This window comes from Asanoa sp. WMMD1127 (assembly GCF_029626225.1).
Classification (GTDB): Bacteria; Actinomycetota; Actinomycetes; order Mycobacteriales; family Micromonosporaceae; genus Asanoa.
In genome coordinates, this window is the sequence record NZ_JARUBP010000001.1 from 1,792,078 (window position 1) to 1,805,300 (window position 13,223).

The 13,223-nt window shown below is 68.2% G+C and carries 16 protein-coding genes and 1 tRNA gene; 4 read left to right on the forward strand and 13 right to left on the reverse strand.

Annotation, left to right across the window (positions count from 1 at the left end):
- Positions 1-135 precede the first annotated feature (135 nt).
- The 3 genes from O7635_RS08630 to O7635_RS08640 all read right to left on the reverse strand — a co-directional run bounded on the left by O7635_RS08630 (position 136) and on the right by O7635_RS08640 (position 2,342).
- Positions 136-573, reverse strand: a complete 438-nt coding sequence (locus O7635_RS08630) for a PASTA domain-containing protein (RefSeq protein WP_278079889.1) — start codon at positions 571-573, stop codon at positions 136-138.
- Positions 574-915: 342 nt separating this feature from the next.
- Positions 916-1,662 (reverse strand): GNAT family N-acetyltransferase, encoded by a 747-nt coding sequence (locus tag O7635_RS08635; protein ID WP_278079890.1) that lies wholly within the window; start codon positions 1,660-1,662, stop codon positions 916-918.
- Positions 1,659-2,342, reverse strand: a complete 684-nt coding sequence (locus O7635_RS08640) for a DUF2786 domain-containing protein (RefSeq protein WP_278079891.1) — start codon at positions 2,340-2,342, stop codon at positions 1,659-1,661. Before O7635_RS08640 ends, O7635_RS08635 begins: the two co-directional genes overlap by 4 nt.
- Positions 2,343-2,443: 101 nt before the next feature.
- On the opposite strand from O7635_RS08640, the gene O7635_RS08645 reads away from it, so the two are divergent.
- Positions 2,444-2,863 (forward strand): hypothetical protein, encoded by a 420-nt coding sequence (locus tag O7635_RS08645; RefSeq protein ID WP_278079892.1) that lies wholly within the window; start codon positions 2,444-2,446, stop codon positions 2,861-2,863.
- Here the strand turns inward: O7635_RS08645 and O7635_RS08650 are convergent.
- Both O7635_RS08650 and O7635_RS08655 read right to left on the reverse strand, forming a co-directional pair.
- A complete protein-coding gene (locus tag O7635_RS08650; RefSeq protein ID WP_278079893.1) occupies positions 2,857-3,246 on the reverse strand; it encodes a hypothetical protein in 390 nt (129 codons plus the stop codon). The two genes, O7635_RS08645 and O7635_RS08650, sit on opposite strands and share 7 nt — an antisense overlap.
- Positions 3,247-3,291: 45 nt before the next feature.
- Complete coding sequence (locus tag O7635_RS08655) at positions 3,292-3,693, reverse strand: hotdog fold thioesterase (protein ID WP_278079894.1); 402 nt, start codon at positions 3,691-3,693, stop codon at positions 3,292-3,294.
- Positions 3,694-3,804: 111 nt separating this feature from the next.
- Between O7635_RS08655 and O7635_RS08660 the strand changes: the two genes are divergently transcribed.
- The 3 genes from O7635_RS08660 (at position 3,805) to O7635_RS08670 (ending at position 6,016) form a co-directional block, all read left to right on the forward strand.
- A complete protein-coding gene (locus tag O7635_RS08660) occupies positions 3,805-5,154 on the forward strand; it encodes an ABC transporter substrate-binding protein (protein ID WP_278079895.1) in 1,350 nt (449 codons plus the stop codon).
- Between the two features lie 56 nt (positions 5,155-5,210).
- The gene (locus O7635_RS08665; RefSeq protein WP_278079896.1) at positions 5,211-5,681 is read left to right on the forward strand and encodes a hypothetical protein; all 471 of its coding nucleotides are present in this window, start codon (positions 5,211-5,213) and stop codon (positions 5,679-5,681) included.
- Positions 5,682-5,764: 83 nt separating this feature from the next.
- On the forward strand, positions 5,765-6,016 hold the full coding sequence (locus O7635_RS08670; RefSeq protein WP_278079897.1) for a hypothetical protein: 252 nt from the start codon (positions 5,765-5,767) through the stop codon (positions 6,014-6,016).
- Here the strand turns inward: O7635_RS08670 and selA are convergent.
- The 8 genes from selA to O7635_RS08710 all read right to left on the reverse strand — a co-directional run bounded on the left by selA (position 6,013) and on the right by O7635_RS08710 (position 13,179).
- Positions 6,013-7,311 carry an L-seryl-tRNA(Sec) selenium transferase gene (selA, locus tag O7635_RS08675; protein ID WP_278079898.1) on the reverse strand — a complete coding sequence of 433 codons (1,299 nt, stop codon included), beginning with the start codon at positions 7,309-7,311 and terminating at the stop codon, positions 6,013-6,015. The genes O7635_RS08670 and selA overlap by 4 nt on opposite strands.
- A 20-nt stretch (positions 7,312-7,331) precedes the next feature.
- Positions 7,332-7,427: transfer RNA gene (locus O7635_RS08680), tRNA-Sec, on the reverse strand.
- A 123-nt stretch (positions 7,428-7,550) separates the two neighbouring features.
- Positions 7,551-8,339, reverse strand: coding sequence for a hypothetical protein (locus O7635_RS08685; protein WP_278079899.1), 789 nt, complete (start codon positions 8,337-8,339; stop codon positions 7,551-7,553).
- 22 nt (positions 8,340-8,361) lie between these two features.
- Positions 8,362-9,864: a DNA methyltransferase gene (locus O7635_RS08690; RefSeq protein WP_278079900.1), complete on the reverse strand. Its 1,503-nt coding sequence runs from the start codon at positions 9,862-9,864 to the stop codon at positions 8,362-8,364.
- A 175-nt stretch (positions 9,865-10,039) separates the two neighbouring features.
- On the reverse strand, positions 10,040-11,422 hold the full coding sequence (locus O7635_RS08695; RefSeq protein WP_278079901.1) for a PrsW family intramembrane metalloprotease: 1,383 nt from the start codon (positions 11,420-11,422) through the stop codon (positions 10,040-10,042).
- Entirely contained in the window at positions 11,419-11,982 is a 564-nt protein-coding gene (locus O7635_RS08700; RefSeq protein ID WP_278079902.1) for a hypothetical protein, read from the reverse strand. Before O7635_RS08700 ends, O7635_RS08695 begins: the two co-directional genes overlap by 4 nt.
- Before the next feature lie 51 nt (positions 11,983-12,033).
- Entirely contained in the window at positions 12,034-12,819 is a 786-nt protein-coding gene (locus O7635_RS08705; RefSeq protein ID WP_278079903.1) for a class I SAM-dependent methyltransferase, read from the reverse strand.
- Positions 12,820-12,969: 150 nt separating this feature from the next.
- Entirely contained in the window at positions 12,970-13,179 is a 210-nt protein-coding gene (locus O7635_RS08710) for a BldC family transcriptional regulator (RefSeq protein ID WP_007073996.1), read from the reverse strand.
- Positions 13,180-13,223 lie beyond the last annotated feature (44 nt).

The window sequence follows — 13,223 nt, forward strand, 5'->3', positions numbered from 1 at the left end:
GGGCGCGAGCCAACGATTGCGCAGCGGAGATCGGGTTTCGGTTCACGAGCGGTTCGGCACGCCGGCCTCGCGGGCGCGGCCGCCCCTCTCCTGCTGTCCCAGTCCCTTCCGACCACCTTGTCGGCGCCCAGGAAATCAACGCTTCTTCGTGCACGTCAGCACGATCAGGCCACCCGGTTCCACCTTCGACCCGGCCTTCTCCGACTGCTTTGTGACCGTCCAGTTCGCCGGCAGGATCACGAACGTGTCCATCTCGTCCTGGGAACCCAACTCGATCTGCTCCGGCGGCCAACCGAGCCGCTCCAGCTTGTCCTGTGCGACCGCCGCGTTGAGGCCGACAAGGTCTGGCATCCGCACCGTGACGGGTGGTGCCGGGGACAGGTCGTCCTGCGCTGCTTCGGGCGGCTCGGTTTCGGCCACCGGGGCCGGGACGTAGGGCTCCTTCTGCTGCCGCGTCTCCGTCGGCTCGCTGCTCGCCACCGCGGCCTCGTTCCCGGTCGTGGTGGTGTCGCCGTTGAGCGCCGCGATCCCGATGCCGCCGCAGCACAAGGCGAGGAGAACGACGCCGCCCACGATCCACGGCGTTTTGGAGCGCCGCCGTGGAATCGGCGGGCCGTAGTGGGGCACGCCGGGTGGTGGCGGGAATGCGGGGCCATGGTTCGGCGGCGGCGGCGGGGGCTGGTAGGTCATCGTGGTGCTCCGGTTCTGGATCGCGCCTCTTGGGCGTGCTGGCGACTTGGGGTATCTTGCCCGCTTTTGTCACCAACGCGACATCGAGAACACGTGCCTAGCTGCACGACGACAAGCGGCGTTGAAAATCCCTCGGCCAGCCGTGGGCCTGAAACGGCGGAGTGCGACTTCGGATCGGCTGACCCCGGTCGAGTGATCACGGGGCGGGCGGTCAGCCGGGCGGCGTCAGTGCGGACGCCAGGCGTGTTCGATCACGTCACCGAAGGGTTGGAAGCTGAGGCGTTCATAGAGGCTGACCGCGCCCTGTGCCGCCTGCAGGACCGCGATGTCATGGCCCTCCGCCGCCGCGAGGTCCAGGCCGAAGCTGAGCAGCGCGCTCGCCCAGCCCTGCCGCCGCGCCCCCTCCAGCGTGCAGACGTTGTAGAACCCCGCCACTCCGCCGCCGTAACAAAGCTCCGCCGCGGCGACCGGAACGTCGTCGGCGTACCCGATCAAGTAGCGCGACGTGCTCACGAGCGCCCACGGCGCCGCCCGCGCGAAGAACTCCACCACCGTCCCCGACGGCGGCGTCCAGTTGGCGGCCACCACGCCCGCCCAGTCCGCCAGCTCGAGCGACGTCGACGCCACCCGGACCGGGCGGTCGACCAACCGCCGGCCGGTCGGGCACCACATCGCCACCTCGCGCTCCGGGATCGGCAGACCAGCCGCCAGCAGCCGATCCGACAAATCCGCGGGTGCCGAGCCAGGACCGACCCACCAGGTGTACGGCCGGTCGAGCAGCGCCAGCACCGACGCGATTCGCGCATCCACGTCGCCGTCGAAGCGGGCCGCGGCCACGGTGTTGAACGTGTCGTCCGCCAACCCGCTGTCACAGACGACCACATCGCCGGTGGCCAGCAGCCGCATGCCCGGCGCGAACCGGTGCAGGTGCGACGCGTGCCACGCGAGGTTGTCGTCGAGCGCGCGGTTCACGGCAACGCCGACCGCGAGCCGCCCCGAACCCCCACGCCTCCGCCGAGGTCAGCGCTCGTGCCGGCCGCGTACCCCGACGCCCCGCCATCCCCGCTGAGCCGCCGCGGCCGCGCCATCCGGGCCGTCGGATAGGCCTCGTCCCGGCGCCGCTCCACCGCGCCCGACCGGTCCGCCAGCACGAGGTCCATCGACGGCACAGCCGAGGAGGCCGCCGACTCCGCCGCGCGCAGCCGGGTCGAGACCGCCGCGGCGAAGCCCGCCAGCCACGACCGCCGGAACGCGGCCGGGTGCTGGCCCCACGGCACCGGCGTGGCCGACAGCCCGTGGGCCGCCTGCACCAGCAGCGACGTGAAGAGCAGCTCCGCCCGGGTCACGTCGCTGTCGAAGCCGAACAGGTGCACCGCGATCGAACCGTTTCTGGTCAGCCGGACCGTGCGGCAGCGCAACGGGATCGCCACGCCGACCAGCAGGCCGGCCTTGTCGGTGGCGTACGGCGCCGGCACGTCGATCAGGCGGTCGACCACCGGGTCGCGGGCCGGATCCCGGGCGGCCAGCAGCGCCTGGTCGACGCCGTACTTCGCGATCAGCTCCGTCGCCTTCGCGGTCAGCGCCTCGGCCTCGGCCGGCGAGCAGGCCGGGTCCTCGGCCTTCGCCAGCAGCTTGCGCACCTTGTCAAGCACGAGGTCAAGAGATAGCACATCGTCGGAAACGACTGTCAGACATGGATGCTCGTCAGTACGCTGAGCCCCGGCCCGCGATGATCCACCCTGGAGGTCCCGCGATGCGACTGCTCCGCGTTCTGCTCGCGTTCACCGTCACCGTTTTCGGTCTCGTCGTCGCCAGTCCGGCGGCCCGTGCCGAGCCCGTCCCGCTCACCGCCGCCGACCAGGCCGCCGCCGCAACCTGTTATGGGGGTTACGTGCGCAAGACGTTGACCCGCGGCGGCAACGGCTTCGACGCCGGCCCCTACACCACCTCGTCGCGCTGCCGGGACATCAACGTCCGCAACGGAAGCGTCTACCCCTACAAGGTCTGCGTGATCTTCGTGTCCGTCGGCTCGTGCAACTACTGGACGAGTGTGCCGACCGGCGGCAGCTGGCGGGTCGCGGCGACCAACGTGCGCGACAACACCCGCTTCTACGTGCGGGTGGTCACGGCCGAATACAAGTACGAGCCGTTGGTGATCGACACCGCTTACTGAGAACGGCGGCGCAGGGTCGCCACGGCCGACCCCGCCAGCGTCAGCAAGCATTCCGGCAACTGACCGTCGGCCAGCGCGGCGCCGAACAGCGCCTCGCCGGTCGACGCGTCGCTGTTGGCGTAGGCGCTGACGAACCGGGCCACCCAGCGGGTGTCGTACCCGGCCTCGTCGATGTTCGGGAAGTCGAGCGTCCACCGACCGACCGGCACGCCCTCACCGACCATCGTCGCGGCGAGGCACCACGCGACGTCGTAGGCGCCGACCACGCCGGACCGGTCGACCACCGCGTCGAAGGCGTTGGCGACCGCGTCGCTGTCGCCGTCGAGGGCGAGCCGCAACACCTGCGCGGCGTCGTCGACCGCATCCGGGGGAACCTCGACCACGGGCGAACTCTACGACCCGGCGTCAACTCCGACCACCGGAACGAGTCAGCTCGGCGCGCGCAGCAGACAGGTGAGCCGGGCGGTGCAGACGCGGTCGCCGCTCTCGTCCGAGATGACGATCTCGTACGTCGCCATGCTGCGCCCCCGATGCGCGGGTGTGGCGACACCGGTGACCGTGCCCTCCCGCAGCGCCTTGTGGTGGGTGGCGCTGATGTCGACACCCAGGGCCAGCGGGCGGCCGACGGTCTGCCCGTGCAGGGCCGCGCCGTAGGAACCCAGCGTCTCCGCGAGCACGCAGGACGCGCCGCCGTGCAGCAGCCCGTACGGCTGGGTGTTGCCGTCGACCGGCATGGTGGCGACGACCCGCTCCGGGGTCATCTCGGTGACCTTGATGCCCATCCGCTCAGCGAGCGCGCCGGGGCCGTGGTCGAGGGGTGATGTTGACACGCAGTCACGTTACCTGCCGGTAGACCGGCTTTCGTCGGGCGCTATCCCACATATCGACTGCGGCACGCTACTGTGCCCCTGACCTTCAGGGGAGGAAGGACGGACACCCCCATGCTCGTCTCCCGCGGAGCGCGCCACGTGGCCATCGCCACGTGTGCCGCCCTCGTGCTGACCATCGCCGCCTGTGGCAAGGACACACCGGCGCCGCAGACCACCGAGACGGCCGCCACCCCGGCCCGGCTCTACGGCACCGACGGCAACATGATCAACTCGTTCGCCGACGAGTTCAAGGACAAGGCGGGCATGCTCGCCGGAATGAAGGGGACCACCCCGCTCACCCGGCTGTCCGAGGACTTCAAGGCGCGGCTCAAGGGGCTGCGACCGAGTCTCACGGACTACTCGTACGCGGGTGAGACCTATGACGCGATGGTGATCAGCGCGCTAGCGGCGCAGCAGGCGGGCTCCACCGCACCGGACGCGATCGCCAACCAGATCAACTCGGTCACCACCGGCGGCACCGAGTGCGAGACGGCCAAGGACTGCCTGGCGCTGGCCCGCGACGGCGCCGACCTGCAATACCGAGGTGTCTCGCTGACCCGCGGTGGGTTCACCGACGTGGGCGAGCCGTCCACCGCCAGTTACGCGACGCTGCACTTCGGGCCGTCGGACCGGCTCGACGACAGCAAGACCGAATATGTGGGCGCCGGCGACGAGTCGGCCACCACGACCAAGAAGCCGCCGGCCGGCGGGTCCGACGCGAAGGCCGAAGACCTCGACCCGCTGAAGATCGGTGGCCTGCTGCCGGAGACCGGTGACCTGGCGCTCGCGTACCCGCCGATGGAGGCGGCCGCCGCGCTCGCCATCAAGGAGATCAACGCGGCCGGCGGCGTCTTCGAAAAGGACGTCGAGTGGGTGCCCGGCGACGACGGCACCAACCCCGACGTCGCCAAGGAGACGGTCGCCAAGCACGTCAAGGCCAAGGTCAGCGTGATCATCGGCGCTGGCGCGTCCAGCATCTCGCGGGCCGTGCTGCCCGACGTGATCAAGGCCGGGCTCGTCCTCTTCTCGCCGTGCAACACCGACGCCGGGCTGAGCACGTTCGACGACAAGGGCCTCTATTTCCGCACGGCGCCGTCCGACATCCTGCAGGGCCGGGCGCTGGCCGACGTGATCCTGCGCGACGGACCGCACAAGATCACGATCGTCGCCCGCAACGACTCCTACGGCACCGGCCTCCAGGGCAACGTGAAGGCCGAGTTGGAGCGCGCCGGCTTCCCCGCCGACCAGATCCAAACGTTGGTGTACGAGCCTCCGACGCCCGCCGCGCCGGACATCGACTTCGCCGCCGGCGCCGACCAGATCCGCAGCAGTGGGCCCGACGGCATCCTGGTGATCGGCTTCGGTGAGTCGGCACAGATCATCAAGGCGCTCGACAAGGTCGGGGTCCAGATCCACCACTGATCGTCGTGGCACGTTTCCGGGAGCCGGCGCGTCAGCGCCGGCTCTAGGTTCAGCTCATGAGCGAGTGGGATTCCTCCTTTCTGGCCAGTGACCAGGATCCGGGTCCGGTTGACGGGTTCGGTTCGTCGTCCGAGGCGCCGCAGTCCATCGTGGAGCTCGAGGCCGACGGCGGTCGGCGCTACATCACCGACGACGACGGAGACGGCTACGCGGACCTGGTCGCCGTCGACGGCGACCACGACGGCGTGATCGAGACGGCCTACAGCGACGCCAACGGCGACGGCCGGCTCGACACCACGATGCGGGACTACGACGAGGACGGCCTCGCGGACCAGCTGCTCCACGACGCCAACGGCGACGGCCGCACCGACGCGGTCGCCTCGGACCACAACAACGACGGCCGGATCGACGCGGTCTCCTTCGACACCGACTTCGACGGCCGCAACGACACCTGGGTACGCGACACCAACTACGACGGCGTACCGGACATGGCGACGATGCGCGCGTACCCGTACGTGAGCAACTAGCTTTGGTCTCGGCTCGCGCCCGGGGCTTGTGGGCCGTAGGTTGTGCGGCGGAACGCACACTTGCACCCGCGCGAGGAGATCCGATGAGCGAGTCCGAAGAGGTAGTCGAGACCCGCGGCGACGAGCACGTCGAACTCTTGACGGCCGACGCCAACAACGACGGCAAGACCGACGTGTGGGTGGTCGACACCGACGGCGACGGCAAGCCCGACCTGTTCCAGTTCGACACCGACGGCGACGGCCAGGTCGACGTGACGATGGTCGACCTCGACGAGGACGGCAAGCCGGACGAGATCGTCGACGGCGACGGCGGCCACCCGCCGGTGACTGTCTAGCTTTGTTTTGCCGCTGACAGGACGGCGGCGGCCAGATCGTCGTCGTCCTGCGGCGCCACCGTGCGCAGGTCCAGCAGGCACCGACCCGACGCGACGCGACCGACCACGGGCGGATCACCCTGGCGGAGCAACGCGGCGTACGCCGTCGGCAGGCTCAACGCGACGCTCGGCAGCACGACCCCCGGCGCGCCGCCCCCGCCCACCGTCGACCCGGAGTCGACCACCTCGGCCTCGACGCCGGCGTCGGTCAGCGCGCCCGCCAGCCGCCGGGCCCGTTCGCGGAGGGCCGTCACCGGCGTACGCAGCGCCACGGTCGTCGGCGGCAGCGGGCCACGCACGGTGGCCTCCAACGCGGCGAGCGTCAGCTTGTCGACCCGCAGCGCGCGGGCCAGCGGATGGCGTGCCAGCTGGCTGACGAGGTCGGCGCGACCGAAGATCAAACCGGCCTGCGGCCCGCCGAGCAGCTTGTCGGCGCTCGCGGTGACGAGGGCGGCCCCACTGGTGAGCGCCGAAGCGGCGTCCGGCTCGTCGGGCAGCAGCGGCTCCGGCGCGAGCAACCCGGAGCCGATGTCATAGACGACGGGCACGTCGAGGCTGGCCAGCTCCGCCAGCGTGGGCGCGGCGGTGAACCCCGTGACCCGGTAGTTGGAGGGATGCAGCCGCATGACGAGCGCGGTCTCGGACCCGATCGCGTCGGCGTAGTCGGCCAGCCGCGTCCGGTTGGTGGTGCCCACCTCGCGGAGCTTCGCACCGGCCGCGACGAGCAACTCCGGGATCCGGAATCCGTCGCCGATCTCGATCAGCTCCCCGCGACTGACCACGACCTCACGGCCGCCCGCCAGCGCGAACACGATCAGCGCGAGCGCGGCGGCGTTGTTGTTGACGACGTGCACCGCCTCGGCGCCGGGCACGGCGGCCCGCAGCGCGCTGAGGACATCGACCCCACGCTTAGCTCGTACGCCGGCTGCCAGGTCGAACTCGACGTCGGTGTAACCGGCGGCGTCGGTGACGGCGGCCACCGCGGCGGTCGACAGCGCGGAGCGGCCGAGGTTGGTGTGCACGATGACGCCGGTCGCGTTGATCACGCGGCGCATGGACGCGGCCGAGGCGGGGAGCGCGGCAACGGCGACATCGGCGGCGGCGTGGGCCGGCAGCCGCCCGGACCGCACCTCGTCGAGCGCGCGGGTCACGGCGGCCCGCACGAGCTGGGGACCCAACCGCTCGGCGGCCGCGACCAGCCGCGGATCGGCAAGCACGGCATCGACCCGCGGCGTCGCGCGGCGAGGATCGTTCATCCCACCCCTGAGCTGCACGTTGGCGGAGGCGTACGGGAATCGAACCCGCCTGACCCGGATGCCGGGCCACGCCGGTTTTGAAGACCGGGAGGGCCACCAGGCGCCCACTCACCTCCGGCGCAGAGCTTAGGCGACGAACAGGCCCGCAGCACGGCGAACGGCGCAGGAGGTCGTCGGCGGTACTGTCTTCTCGGGCCGAGACAGCGAACCAGCGATGTAATTAGGCAAACGACAAACTGCTACGTTAGGTCGCGACCTCGACGCTTCAGGTATTTCACCATTCGATTGACCGAGTCAACGCTCAGACCAAAGAGGTCTTGCGCTTCCTCAATGTCGTAGATCTTCTCTGGGTGTTGCGTAGGGTTTCGAAACCCGACCCGCAAGCCATCAAGGTTATTCAGCAGGATTAGCGGAGGTGGATCCAATTTATCACGCAGGTGCGCAACCATCGGCCCCCACAACAATGGCGAGACCTGATCTTCAATAAGCGTCCGATAGAACGACTTGAGTACGTCCTCAGTCCCGCGCATTAGATGGAACGCCGCTGCCGTGGGGAGCTCGAAAGCAATGCACCGGCCGGCCTCGCCGAAGTCATACTTGGCGACTTTCGGCATCGAATCAAAGATCCCTGGCGCCATAAGAGAAGCTACGTTGTAGAGCAAACGATCGACGGAAAAGCGCTTGTCCCTCGTGACGTGGGCGAACACATTTTGGGCCTCAGCAAGCATTACCGTTTGAAGTTGGTAAGATGCCTCTCTTACCAACGCCGTCTCCTCGGTCGTAAGCTTCCTAGCCTGTGCCGAAGCGCGGCCTTCATGTCTTGCCCAATCCGCTAGAACCCCTCGAAAAAGCTCGGAGGCGGCGCGTGCAGTTACGTGCAGTCCACACTGAGAAGCAGATGCAATGAGCGATTTGATCGTTTCTAACACATGTTTCTCGCCGTACACCGGATGATCAACTGACACGTCGAGCAGATAGCGCAGCTTGTAGCCCATTGTTACGTACAAGCGGATCGGCTCTGCATGCATCACCGCTCCATCTCGGATCAGTTCACGCCGAAGCCAAGTAACGGCTACGACGTTCGCTCTCGATTAGCGCCTCGACCGAGGGCAAGTCAGACTTCTTGCGCATTTGAAGAACTAGCGCGTCAGTCGGATCGTTGGGTTGTGGCCCAAACTTTCCATGTGGTCGTTGACGCATCATCAACAGCTCGACAGCTGGCAGCAACGTTATATCCAGTCCATCGCGGGCTGCGCGGCTCGCCTCCTCCCTTGCGCTGCGAGTAAAGCTGAATGCGACGACATACCCTTTAGAGTGGTTAACCCGTCGTACGGCAGTTTCAAAGCTCGCAACGACATCTCGACCAACATTTTCGGTTTGCCTTATGCGAATTGGATCGTTATTTAAGAACCAGTATGCGTCGATTCCCGAGTCGGCGTTGTTTCGTGAGCTATGTGTACCGCAGATCGTACTGACAACCCAATTCCTGAACTCGAAAGGCTTTAGTTCTTTCAGGTCGTCTACAGAGTCGGGCTCGTTGATCACGATGGGGCGGCAACCCAATGCAAACAACCTGCGCCTCATCACATCTATTGCAGTGGTGGAGATGTCGATTCCGATCCAATGTCGGCGGAGTCGATGGGCTACCGCAACAGAGGTTCCGCAGCCACAAAAGGGATCCAGCAGGACGTCGCCCTCGTTGCTGCTCAGTCGAATAATCCGGTCGAGCAACGCTTCTGGCTTTTGGGTGGGCCACCCCCAACGCTCGCGAGCCCTAGAATTTATTGGTCCTATATCGGTCCACACGTCGTCAAGTGGGCGTCCACGTTGTTCGTCGAGGTATCGCTTCATCCTCGGCACTGCACCAGGTCTCGGTTGAACCACCAGACCGGCCTCGTACGCGGCCTGCATCCGCTCGCGGGTCCATCGCCATACCCTGGTTACACCTAGGAACTCGTAGGTAAGATTGGGTCGATCCGGACTTGGGTTGATAAGGCTTGTAAGTTGATACCTGCGCCCGTCTGCGTCGCGCAGGTTGTATTTCGTCGCAGTCTTATCGTCTAGTTCACTCTCGCGGTAGGGCGCAAACATTGCTGGCTCGTTCCAGACTGCACTCGGGCCCTTCTGATAGACGAGGAGCAGATCATGATTTGTGGGTAAGCGATTGCTCATCAGTCCTTTTGCCAAAGATCTGCGCCAGACAATTTCATTCTTGAAGCGCTCATAGCCGAAAATTTCGTCCAGCATGACTCTTAAATAGTGACTGGCATGTGGATCGCAGTGTAGATAGAGGGTTCCAGTTATTTTAAGTACGCGATGTAGTTGAATCACACGCTTACGCATCCAGTCGATGTATACCCCGACGCTGCCGCCCCATCTGTCTTCGAAGGACCGGATCTCGGCCTCTTCCCCCCAGATGACCTCGTAACGTCGATTTGTAAAGAACGGTGGATCTAGATAGACGAGGTCGACGGAGTCGTTCGGAAGATCAGCTAGCCGGCTTAGGCAATCGTCTCTATACAGCGTCTCGGTCTGTAGAGACTGCGCGCGCATGGGCGACCACCCTCCAGGTTTGCAACCCAAGGTGACTTCATGCTCACAGATTGTTGCTTGGCAATACAAGAGACGATTGGTCGATGCACTCAATCGAGGAAGGTTGCTTAAATCAGAACCGTGTGGTTTAGATGCGGTCCACACCAACACCATGCCGGCGAGCGGTGGCTACTGATCACGAGGCGCCGAGGGCGATCAACGACAGGCCGACCGTGAACATGGCGCAGAGGAAGACCGCTACCCCGCCCACCACCCGGCGGATGTTGCCGTTGCGGCTTAACGGCGCGGTCGCTTCCGCGTGGCCCAGGGCGTGCATGCGGGCGCGTTCGAAGAGGACTCGGTCGCGCCAGCGGACTGCTTTCGGGCCGCCCAGGATCGGGACGTAGATCGGGGCCGTCGGGACATGGGCCACGCCGACCGCGACCCCAGACCCGCCCACCGGGGCAGAGGCCATCGGGGCCGGCGGTACGACAGACCGGGCGCCGCCGGTCGAGCGGCTCAGCTCCACCGCCAGTCGGGCCTGGGCCCGCTGCAGGCGAGCCACGGCCCGCCGGCCGCGTACCCCCGCCCGGCCATGGGCGTAGCGCCGCGCCCCCGCCCGCAGGTGCCCCGATGCCAGCACCCGGAGCTCGTCCTCCGTCGCGATCCGCCGATCCCCCAGCGCCGCCAACTGCCCCATGTAGTAGTCAGCCTCGCGGTGCCGCACGCCACGAACCAGCAGCAGGATCATCAGCAGCGGCGGGATCCCCTTGACGATCAGGTCGCCGAAGATGCCGAGGCCGCCGCCCAGGCTCAGGAGCGGGGAGTTCCACACGAAGTGGATGGCCATCGCGCCCAGGACCGACAGGACCGCCACCGAGACGCGGACGAAGAGGTTGCGGTCCGTGCGGACCGCCAGGTAGCCGATGCCGGCGCCGGCCAGCGCGCCGAACAGGGTGTGGCTCCACAGGCCGGCCAGGAAGCCGCGCAGCAAAAAGGTGGCGATCACCGGGGCCACCTGGTCGCCGCGGCCCGCCACCGCGACCGCGTTGACCGCGTAGACCACGTCCTCGACCACCTGGAAGCCCAGGCCGACCAGCGATCCGTAGACGACCCCGTCCAGGACGCTGTTGACCTGCGCCCGGGCCACCAGCACGATCGCGATGATGCCCAGGGCCTTGGCGATCTCCTCGACCGTCGGGCCGGCCAGCGCCGAGCCCCACTCCGCGGCCAGGCCGGGCGACGCCAGCTTGGCGACCAGGTTGTGCACCGCGGCGTTGCCCCGGATGGAGATCGACGTCGCGACCAGGCCGCCCCAGGCGAACGCCGTGGCCAGCAGCAGCGGCGGCTCCCGCTCCAGGTAGTCGAGCGCGGCCACGAAGACACAGAACGGTACGGCGTAGAGGCCGAACAGGATCAGCGCCGTGAGGGTGGCGGCGGGATAGAGGGCGAACGACTCGCGTACGAACATGCCCAGCCGCACCGCGCCGCCGGCGATCAGCATGAGGACCACCCAGAAGGCGGGCAGGAGGAGCGACTTTCCGGCGCGGGCCCACTCGGGAGTGGGGTGGACGCTCATGCCTTGCCGCCGCGGTACGCGATCGTGCGCGTGCTCGCGTCGATCGCCCCCAACGCCGCGCGCAGGGCCGGCGCACTGCCCGCCACCGTCACCTCGATCGCCACGTCGCCAACCCGGAACACCAGGTAGCGACCGCCCCGGCCGGGTGCGGCGTAGGTGCCCTGCACGCCCTCGAGGCCACTGGCCGTACGGGTCGGGAACTCCTTGCCGGTGATCTCGTGGCCGCGTACACCGGTGATCTTCTGGCGCAGCCGCTCGGTGGCCTCGGCCAGCGAGCCGTCGAAAGGCGTGACCACGATGACGTAGCGGACGGTCCCCACCAGGAAGACCGCGGTGCCGCGGGTGTCGCGCGGCCGGGTCAGGGTGACGTCGAGTCGGGCGTCCGGCGGCGGGGTGACGGTGACGCCACCACCCACGGGGTACGGGCCGTCGCCGACCGGGCGTTGGGCGGGCAGGGCGCGGTCGAGGGCGGGCAGCCCGAACGCCAGCCCGGCCACGGTGCACAACACCCCGAAGCTGCCGGCGAGGTTCCGCAGCAGCGTGCCGCGTGCCACCCTCATAGAGGGCACGCTACCGACCGACAAGTCGGAATTCCGAGGTTTGTTCGCCTTTTAGGCGGGGGCGGCCAGCTCCAGCGTCGCCAGGTAGTAAGGGGCGTCCGCGTCGTCGATGTCCGCGATGTGCCACGGGGTGCCCGCGACCAGCCCGCGCAGCTCTTCGACCGAGCAGACCAGGTAGTCGAACCACTCCGTGGCCAGCTCCCGGTAACGCACCCGCAGCCGCAGCTGCCCACCGAGCCGGCCGCGCGACCGGTTGAGGCGGTGGTAGGCCGTGTGCACCGGGTCGGTGGTCCCGTAGGGATCGGTGCCGTGGGCGATCAAGCGGGCGCCGGGCTTGGCCAGCGCCGCCAGCGCGCCCAGGAAGGCCGGCGCCCGGTCCGCGCCACCGATCAACCCGAGGTTGTTGCCGAGCAGCAGGAACGTGTCGTAGCGCGGGCCGACCGCCGCGTGCTCGTCGACCGTGGCGAGCACCAGGTCCCGCACCCCGCGCTTGCGGGACACCTCGATCGCGCCGGCTGAGACGTCGAGCCCGGTGACCGCGACACCGCGCTGCTGGAGCTCCAGCGCGATCCGCCCGGCGCCGACGCCGATGTCGAGCACGTGGCCGCGTACGCGGGAGAGGGCTCGATGGTCATGGTCCGGCCAGGCGGACGGCGGGTCGAGGTAGGGGGCGGCGGGGGCGCCGTTGATCAACCCGTCGTCGCGCTCGATGATCTCGATGACCGGCCGGGGCAGCCGACCGCCCGCCAGCGGCCGCGGCCCGATCCCGGTGGCGACGGCCAGGGCATCCCGCACCAACTCACCGAACGCGTCGCCGACCAGGGGTTCACTCACCACCGAACCTTAGGCCCTGGTCACGGGTTCGGCAGGGGGGCGTGCGCCACAGGGGTCGCCCGTCACTCGGCCCGGACACGCATCAGGGGCGGGACCCACACGGTTCGTGTGGCTCCCGCCCCTGTCCGACGATCGTTCGACCGGGGGGTTTGGTCAGTCGCCCTGGCGCTGCTGGGGAATCTGCCCCTGCAGCAGGGCGCGAACCTCGGATTCGCGGTAGCGGCGGTGGCCGCCCAGCGTGCGAATCGCGCTGAGCTTGCCGGCCTTCGCCCACCGGGTCACCGTCTTCGGGTCGACACGGAACATCGACGCGACCTCTGCCGGCGTGAGTAGCGGCTCGGGTTCGTGCGTACGCGATGCCATCGGTCACTCCTCCACAGGTACCTATAGACATCGGCCGGGGTCCC

Bases quoted from the DNA above. Each gene is read 5' to 3' on its own strand.
- O7635_RS08690 (WP_278079900.1), bottom strand. From the start codon at position 9,864: ATGCGCGCGCAGTCTCTACAGACCGAGACGCTGTATAGAGACGATTGC.
- O7635_RS08665 (WP_278079896.1), top strand. From the start codon at position 5,211: ATGAGCGAGTGGGATTCCTCCTTTCTGGCCAGTGACCAGGATCCGGGT.
- O7635_RS08660 (WP_278079895.1), top strand. From the start codon at position 3,805: ATGCTCGTCTCCCGCGGAGCGCGCCACGTGGCCATCGCCACGTGTGCC.
- O7635_RS08685 (WP_278079899.1), bottom strand. From the start codon at position 8,339: ATGCATGCAGAGCCGATCCGCTTGTACGTAACAATGGGCTACAAGCTG.
- O7635_RS08670 (WP_278079897.1), top strand. From the start codon at position 5,765: ATGAGCGAGTCCGAAGAGGTAGTCGAGACCCGCGGCGACGAGCACGTC.
- O7635_RS08695 (WP_278079901.1), bottom strand. From the start codon at position 11,422: ATGAGCGTCCACCCCACTCCCGAGTGGGCCCGCGCCGGAAAGTCGCTC.
- O7635_RS08700 (WP_278079902.1), bottom strand. From the start codon at position 11,982: ATGAGGGTGGCACGCGGCACGCTGCTGCGGAACCTCGCCGGCAGCTTC.
- O7635_RS08645 (WP_278079892.1), top strand. From the start codon at position 2,444: ATGCGACTGCTCCGCGTTCTGCTCGCGTTCACCGTCACCGTTTTCGGT.
- selA (WP_278079898.1), bottom strand. From the start codon at position 7,311: ATGAACGATCCTCGCCGCGCGACGCCGCGGGTCGATGCCGTGCTTGCC.
- O7635_RS08710 (WP_007073996.1), bottom strand. From the start codon at position 13,179: ATGGCATCGCGTACGCACGAACCCGAGCCGCTACTCACGCCGGCAGAG.